This window comes from Aminipila sp., assembly GCF_032051575.1.
In the GTDB taxonomy this organism is placed as follows: domain Bacteria; phylum Bacillota; class Clostridia; order Peptostreptococcales; family Anaerovoracaceae; genus Aminipila.
Genome location: NZ_DAMBYD010000011.1, coordinates 182,062 through 188,467 on the forward strand (window position 1 = coordinate 182,062; position 6,406 = coordinate 188,467).

A 6,406-nucleotide genomic window follows, 5' to 3' on the forward strand; every position below is an offset into this window, starting at 1 on the left:
AACAAATTAAATCATTTATTTACCCGCCAATATTATATTATATACAAAAAGGTGCAGCATCCGCCACACCTTTTTACATAATTTCTTATAAAAATTTATTTAAGCTATCATATTGCACTAATATTTGTATTTTAGCACTTAATATGGGATATATCTTTCAAGAATAAGCTCAATTTGATCCCCCATGATGTACATATCATACAATTTATGCTTTTGATAGTCAGGATTATTTTTTCCACCATATTCGTTTATATCTTTATTATAAGCTTCAACAAACTCTTCAGTTGTCATAATTTGTGGCAAGCTTACATCTCCTGAAATAAATGTGCATCTTGCTTCTGGTGCTAGTACTGAAGATAAACTATAGTTTTTGTCTTCAATGTAAAAGCCATTTGGCTGTTCAGTATCTTCTACATATTCTTTTGCTTCAATATTTACTAAAACTGAACCATCTTTAGCCTTTGAAACTTCAATGCTTCCAAATACATGCTCTGCTCCGTCACGTAACAACTGTTTCACATAATCTCCCTCTAGATATTCGACCGTAATCTTAGGTTCATCAACAGTTGATCCACTTTGATTCTTATCGCCACACCCTACGAGTAACGTTGCAAGAGTTAATACAAAAATCAATCCAGTACACACAATTGTTCTAGTTGTCTTCATTTTAATCCCCTTCTTTTTTGCAATTAAAGTAAAAAAATATATTTATTTTCTTACTTTATATGATAATATCACATAACTTCATATCTTTGTTGCAAAAAAGATTTTTGTAACATAACTGTAAGATTTTGCGTGTATTTTATGAAATTACTTTACAACTTTGTTGTTCAAAAAGGAAAAAGCATCTTACAATTATATTATAATCATAAGATGCCATTTTACTCAGTTTAAATTAGAACTATAGTTCCTTAATTTTTTTGATGCAATCCTCACAAATATTCTTGTCCTTAATATGTTTAACATTCTTTGCGTTACCACAAAAAACACAAGCCGGTTCATACTTCTTAAGTAGAATATACTCCCCTTCAACAAATATTTCAATTGGATCTTTAATCTCTATATTTAGCGTTCTTCTAAGCTCAATAGGCAATACAATACGACCTAGTTCATCTACTTTTCTAACAATACCAGTAGCCTTCATTTTCCAATCCTCCTCTCTATGTAAAGAGCATCCTCTTTACATTAGCCATTTATTCCTAATTTTAACATTCAAGTTACACAATGTCAACATTTGAATTTATAATTTATTTAACCTATTTGTCCATCTTTGTAATAATATTTTTTAGTGAAACTAATGCGTTAACAATTGAGGATAAAGCAGAAATTGTGCTTTGATTACCTTTAAGTGACTGTGAAATATTACTTACAGATTCTGTAACATCACCTACTGCTTGGTCAATATCTTGAGCACGGGCTGCAGCTATAGCCGATATTACCTGTGTATCTTCCAAAATCTTATTTGTATGTTTAATAGTCACGGTTAAATTTTTTATAAACCCTATACAATATACAAGCAATACAATTATGCCAGCCCCTATTAAAATTAACCCTAAATCCTTTAAAGTCAATGTTATTTCCATAACTTTTACCTCCACTCTACGTATGTATATTATCTACCTAAATGTGTAAAATTTCAACATTTATTTTAAAATCTTGAATATTATAATAAATGGGGTGATAAACGTTGATGAATTATATATGGGCTGGAATGATTTGCATAGGCATCTTCTTTTCCGTCATAAACAATAATCTTTCTTCTTTTACAGATGGACTACTAAACAGCTGTAGTGAAGCCGTTGAATTTGTAATAGGCCTGTCAGGAATCATGGCTGTCTGGTGTGGCATCATGAAAATTGCGGAAAAATCTGGTCTTATTGATTCAGCTGCTCATAAATTTATGCCGCTTATCAAATACCTTTTTCCAGAAGAAAAGAATACTGAAACAATTGCAATTATACTTATGAGTTTTATGGCAAACATCTTCGGAGCCGGTAATAGTGCAACTGTTTTTTCTCTGAAAGCAATGGAGCGGCTTGATATGGAAAACCACTACAGTGATACTGCTAGTAATACCATGTGTATGTTTTTGGCACTAAATATGTCCATGATTCAGCTTGTGCCTATTACTGTTATAAAAATACGTTCACAATTAGGTTCCGCAGACTCTGCATCCATTATTATACCATCTATCATCGTGGGTACCATTTCCATGATAGCATCTGTCATCGTTTGTAAATATTATGAAAGAAAGAAAACTAAACCATAAGCCTATAGAATGGAGGGCACAAATGTCACAATTATTAAGTACTATTTCTTATCTCTTTATTCCAGGTATTCTTAGTATAGTCATTATCTATGGATTATATAAGCGCGTATCAATTTATGACTGCTTTATTGAAGGAGCAAAGGATGGGTTAAAATCTGCAGTAGAAATAATGCCATTCATTATCGCTATTTTTATAGGCATTGAAGCATTAGTTTCTTCAGGCGCAATGGATTTTTTTCAATCTGTTTTCGCTCCAGTATTTTCTTTTCTACACATACCAAAAGAGCTTATATCTCTGATACTATTACGACCTGTCTCTGGCAGTGGTTCACTAGTTCTTATGGAACGTGTTATGGCTGATAATGGGGTTGATACATACATTGGGCAATGTTCTGGTATAATGGTAGGAACTTGCGAAACAATTTTTTATGTTTTAGCTTTGTATTTTGGGGTTACAGCCGTTAAAAAAATGCGCCATTCTTTTGTAGCTGGTATGGTTGGATATATAGTAAGTGTCCTTGCTTCTGTGTATATATGTAAACTTATATAAATTATCGAATTTATTTTAAATATTTCAAAATGTAAAAAATCCTGCCAGTATTTTATACCGGCAGAATAAAATCATTAGTCAATCTATCTTTCATATATTTTCATTATTTCATCTGTATAAGAATTCCCTGTCTCATTATACACGTATAGGGGATCTAACATTTTCAGTTCAGGTCTACCAAATTTCACACACCTTATTAGAAGAATATTAGGTTTAGTATTTTTATTTGGAGCCACAAATCTTAATTCCTTTGGCTCTACTTTGTATTTACGGCACGCCTCGCAAATGTCTACAATTCTACTAGGTCGATGCACCATAAATAATTCGCCCTTTTCTCTTAATAATGCTGCAGATGTTTTTATAAAAGTTTCTAAATCTGCCGTGGTCTCATGCCTTGCGATTCTCTTTGCATCATTTGCATTTATAATTCCAGACCCTCCAATCATATACGGAGGATTACTAGTAACCAAGTCAAAAGAATCTTTTAAATGAGCAAAATCTTTCTCTAAGTCTGAAACATCACCATTTATTATGGTAACTCTTTCCATAATCTTATTAAGTTCCATATTCCGGCATGCTCTATCAAAGGAATCCTTTTGTATTTCCATAGCATATATTTCTTCAATAGAAGTCTTATGGCTCAATATAAGTGGTATAATTCCGGTTCCAGTTCCTAAATCTATTGCTCTTGTAAATCTACCTCTGTTCTTCCCCACTGACTTAGCCACAAAATCCGCAAGTATTACTGCATCCACACCATAACAAAATTCTTCTGGATTTTGAATAAGCTTTAAACTTCCGAACCCAATTTCATCTAACCGCTCTCCTTGCATAAGTAAGTTATTTTCCATATAAATAAATTACTCCTTTAGTAAATTCTTTATTTCATCTAAAAGTTCATCGTCTAATTCTTCTAAGATATCCTTACTGCTTTCCTTTTTACGATGACTTTCAAGTCGCTTTATTTCCTCTTTCTTATAGATATAGAAATCTACGCTTAGCTTTTCAGGTTTATCTTCTGTTTTTTCCTCCAAAACCAAACGGACTTTTATTTTATTTTCTAATATATTAGAATCAAATACAATTCCGATGCCATCATCTGTCTTTATTCGTTCCCCAACTTCCGGCATTCCTTTTCTTAGTTCCATATAAACATCATTTTCGTATTTCAAACAACACATTAATCTGCCACAGATTCCAGAAATTTTTGTTGGATTCAAAGACAGATTCTGTACCTTAGCCATTTTAATAGACACAGGCTCAAATTCTGGAAGCCATGAATGACAACACAATCCTCTTCCACAAGTTCCTATACCTCCCACCATCTTAGCTTCATCTCTCACGCCAATCTGTCTGAGTTCTATTCGCATTTTAAATACACCGGCTAAATCCTTAACTAATTCTCTAAAGTCCACTCTGCCATCTGCAGTAAAATAAAAGATGATTTTACTGTTATCAAAAGTATATTCTACATCAATTAACTTCATTTCCAATTTATGCTTATCCACTTTTTCCTGACAAAGCATTATAGCCTTTTCTTTTTTCTTTAAATTTTCCACATGTTGCTGCGTATCTTTTTCATTCGCAATTCGTATTATTTTTTTTAAAGGCGCAACAATTTCTTTTTCGCTTACACTCTTAATATCTGAAGTAACAGTTCCATACTCCATACCACGAGCAGTTTCAACTATTACATTTGTATCCTTTTTTACGTCCAAATCACTGGGATCAAAGTAATATACTTTGCCTGCTTTTTTAAAACGTACTCCTGCTACCTTTACCATTATTTATCCTCCAATTTTTATGATTAAATTTTTCATAGCATAGCCTGTACTAATTCCCCGTTGTAAATCTCGTCTTGCTTCCTCAATCAGTTCAACTGCTTTATAAATATAATCTTTTCTATAATTTCTGCTTTCCTTTGTATTTATTATTGTCAAATCTCTATATATTAGTTCCATAGAATCTAAAAGTTTCATGGCACTATCTTTATCTTCAGCAAATTCATTGAGTTTACTCTTAACTAAATAAAAAGCTTCTTTATTAAACAACATTTTAACTAATAGCTGTGCCTGTTCTTTAATCGCACCATATTCAAATGTCTCAAAAGGATTTACTCTAAAAACTACACACCGTGACAAAATGGTCTGAACTAGGTTTTCAATGTTTTCAGACAATAATATTATAATTGTCCCCTGAGGCGGCTCTTCCAATGTCTTAAGTAAACGATTTTGTGCTCGAATAGTCATAGTATCCGCATGTTTTATAACAACAATATTTCTATCTCCAAAAAACGGTTTTTTCTTAATTTTAGACTGCAGTTCTTCAATTGCCTCATCTTTAATGCTTTTTCCATCGGCGTCAACGTATATAATGTCTTCATGGTTGCCATGATTTATCTTATTACAGGTAATGCATTTTTCACACCCATCACCTTTATTTTCCTCACAAAGAATGGCTTTGATAAAACAATCAGCCAACAAAACCTTATTTACACAAGAGTCTCCTTCAAATACATAAGCATGGGATAAATTTCCTGAAGCAGACAAATATTCTAATCTTTCTATAAGCTTATCATTGCCGTCTATTTCTTTTAAAATCATTTTCCCCTCAATCTTTAACCTTAAGAATATTGTTTATGTGTGAAACTATTTGATTACTTATTTCATCTATATTTTTTGTTGCATCGATACCTATGATTCTATCCTTGTATATTTCCTCAAGTTCTAAATATCCTTTGAATACAGTATTGTGAAAATCTAATTTTTCATTTTCCAGCCGATCTTGTTCTTCTTCCTTAATGCGATCTTTCCCAACACTTGGGTCTACCTTCAATAAAAAGGTAATATCAGGCATACATCCTGCAACTGCATATTCATTTATAATTCTTACTGCATCCCCCAAATGTCTTCCATAGCCTTGATAGGCTATACTTGAGTCGACAAATCTATCACAAATTACTGTTTTACCTGACTGTAATCCAGGTTTAATTACTTCTGCTACATGTTGTGCTCTTGAAGCAGCATATAAAAGGGCCTCTGTCATAGGATCCATTTCAATATGTTCTTTATCCAAAATAATCTGCCTAATTTTCTCACTAATAACCGTCCCACCAGGCTCTCTAGTTAATATTGCATCCATCCCAATATCATTTAAAAATTCTTTTATTAATTTGATCTGAGTGGATTTTCCTGATCCATCCGGTCCTTCAATTGAAATAAACAGTCCCCTTTTCATAATCTATACTCCTAAGCTACTTTTTTTTAGTAATTTCCAACATCAGTTTAGATGCAAGTACAAAAGAAACATAAAGTATAGGAAAGCATAGTAATGCTACAAAAATAATCTTTAAAACAGCCATTAAACTTTCCTCCCTTACTTTTAATTCTAATATCTTTTATTAATCACTGAGTAATATTATAGCATAATTCGTAAGGCTTTTCCAAAACAATTTAAACTCATATTCTTAATAAAAGCAATTTTACTGAAATAAATTTAAGCATAAAAAAAGACTCCAGTAAAAACTGAAGTCTTTTAAAACCGGCGACGTCCTACTTTCCCAGGCAGCTGCCCGCCAAGTATCATCG

The 6,406-nt window shown here is 32.4% G+C and carries 9 protein-coding genes; 2 read left to right on the forward strand and 7 right to left on the reverse strand.

All coding sequences use genetic code 11. The features are described from left to right. Positions 1-138: 138 nt before the first annotated feature. From RTW14_RS15550 to RTW14_RS15560, 3 genes are all read right to left on the reverse strand, one after another. Positions 139-666, reverse strand: coding sequence for a hypothetical protein (locus tag RTW14_RS15550; RefSeq protein ID WP_312653081.1), 528 nt, complete (start codon positions 664-666; stop codon positions 139-141). A 235-nt stretch (positions 667-901) separates the two neighbouring features. Continuing rightward, positions 902-1,144 carry an AbrB/MazE/SpoVT family DNA-binding domain-containing protein gene (locus RTW14_RS15555; RefSeq protein ID WP_162362799.1) on the reverse strand — a complete coding sequence of 81 codons (243 nt, stop codon included), beginning with the start codon at positions 1,142-1,144 and terminating at the stop codon, positions 902-904. A gap of 112 nt (positions 1,145-1,256) precedes the next feature. Further along, positions 1,257-1,583 (reverse strand): hypothetical protein, encoded by a 327-nt coding sequence (locus tag RTW14_RS15560; protein WP_312653084.1) that lies wholly within the window; start codon positions 1,581-1,583, stop codon positions 1,257-1,259. A 107-nt stretch (positions 1,584-1,690) separates the two neighbouring features. On the opposite strand from RTW14_RS15560, the gene RTW14_RS15565 reads away from it, so the two are divergent. Together RTW14_RS15565 and RTW14_RS15570 are read left to right on the forward strand one after the other, a co-directional pair. Next, on the forward strand, positions 1,691-2,269 hold the full coding sequence (locus RTW14_RS15565; RefSeq protein WP_312653086.1) for a nucleoside recognition domain-containing protein: 579 nt from the start codon (positions 1,691-1,693) through the stop codon (positions 2,267-2,269). A 22-nt stretch (positions 2,270-2,291) separates the two neighbouring features. After that, positions 2,292-2,819, forward strand: coding sequence for a spore maturation protein (locus tag RTW14_RS15570; protein WP_312653088.1), 528 nt, complete (start codon positions 2,292-2,294; stop codon positions 2,817-2,819). 83 nt (positions 2,820-2,902) lie between these two features. On the opposite strand, the gene RTW14_RS15575 is transcribed toward RTW14_RS15570, so the two are convergent. Genes RTW14_RS15575 through tmk form a run of 4 tightly spaced genes read right to left on the reverse strand, consistent with a single transcriptional unit; the run spans position 2,903 to position 6,056 of the window. Beyond that, the gene (locus RTW14_RS15575) at positions 2,903-3,670 is read right to left on the reverse strand and encodes a tRNA1(Val) (adenine(37)-N6)-methyltransferase (protein ID WP_312653090.1); all 768 of its coding nucleotides are present in this window, start codon (positions 3,668-3,670) and stop codon (positions 2,903-2,905) included. A 9-nt stretch (positions 3,671-3,679) separates the two neighbouring features. Continuing rightward, positions 3,680-4,603: a PSP1 domain-containing protein gene (locus RTW14_RS15580; protein WP_312653092.1), complete on the reverse strand. Its 924-nt coding sequence runs from the start codon at positions 4,601-4,603 to the stop codon at positions 3,680-3,682. A 3-nt stretch (positions 4,604-4,606) separates the two neighbouring features. Then, positions 4,607-5,422 (reverse strand): hypothetical protein, encoded by an 816-nt coding sequence (locus tag RTW14_RS15585; protein ID WP_312653094.1) that lies wholly within the window; start codon positions 5,420-5,422, stop codon positions 4,607-4,609. A 7-nt stretch (positions 5,423-5,429) separates the two neighbouring features. Next, the gene (tmk, locus tag RTW14_RS15590) at positions 5,430-6,056 is read right to left on the reverse strand and encodes a dTMP kinase (protein ID WP_312653096.1); all 627 of its coding nucleotides are present in this window, start codon (positions 6,054-6,056) and stop codon (positions 5,430-5,432) included. Positions 6,057-6,406: the final 350 nt, after the last annotated feature.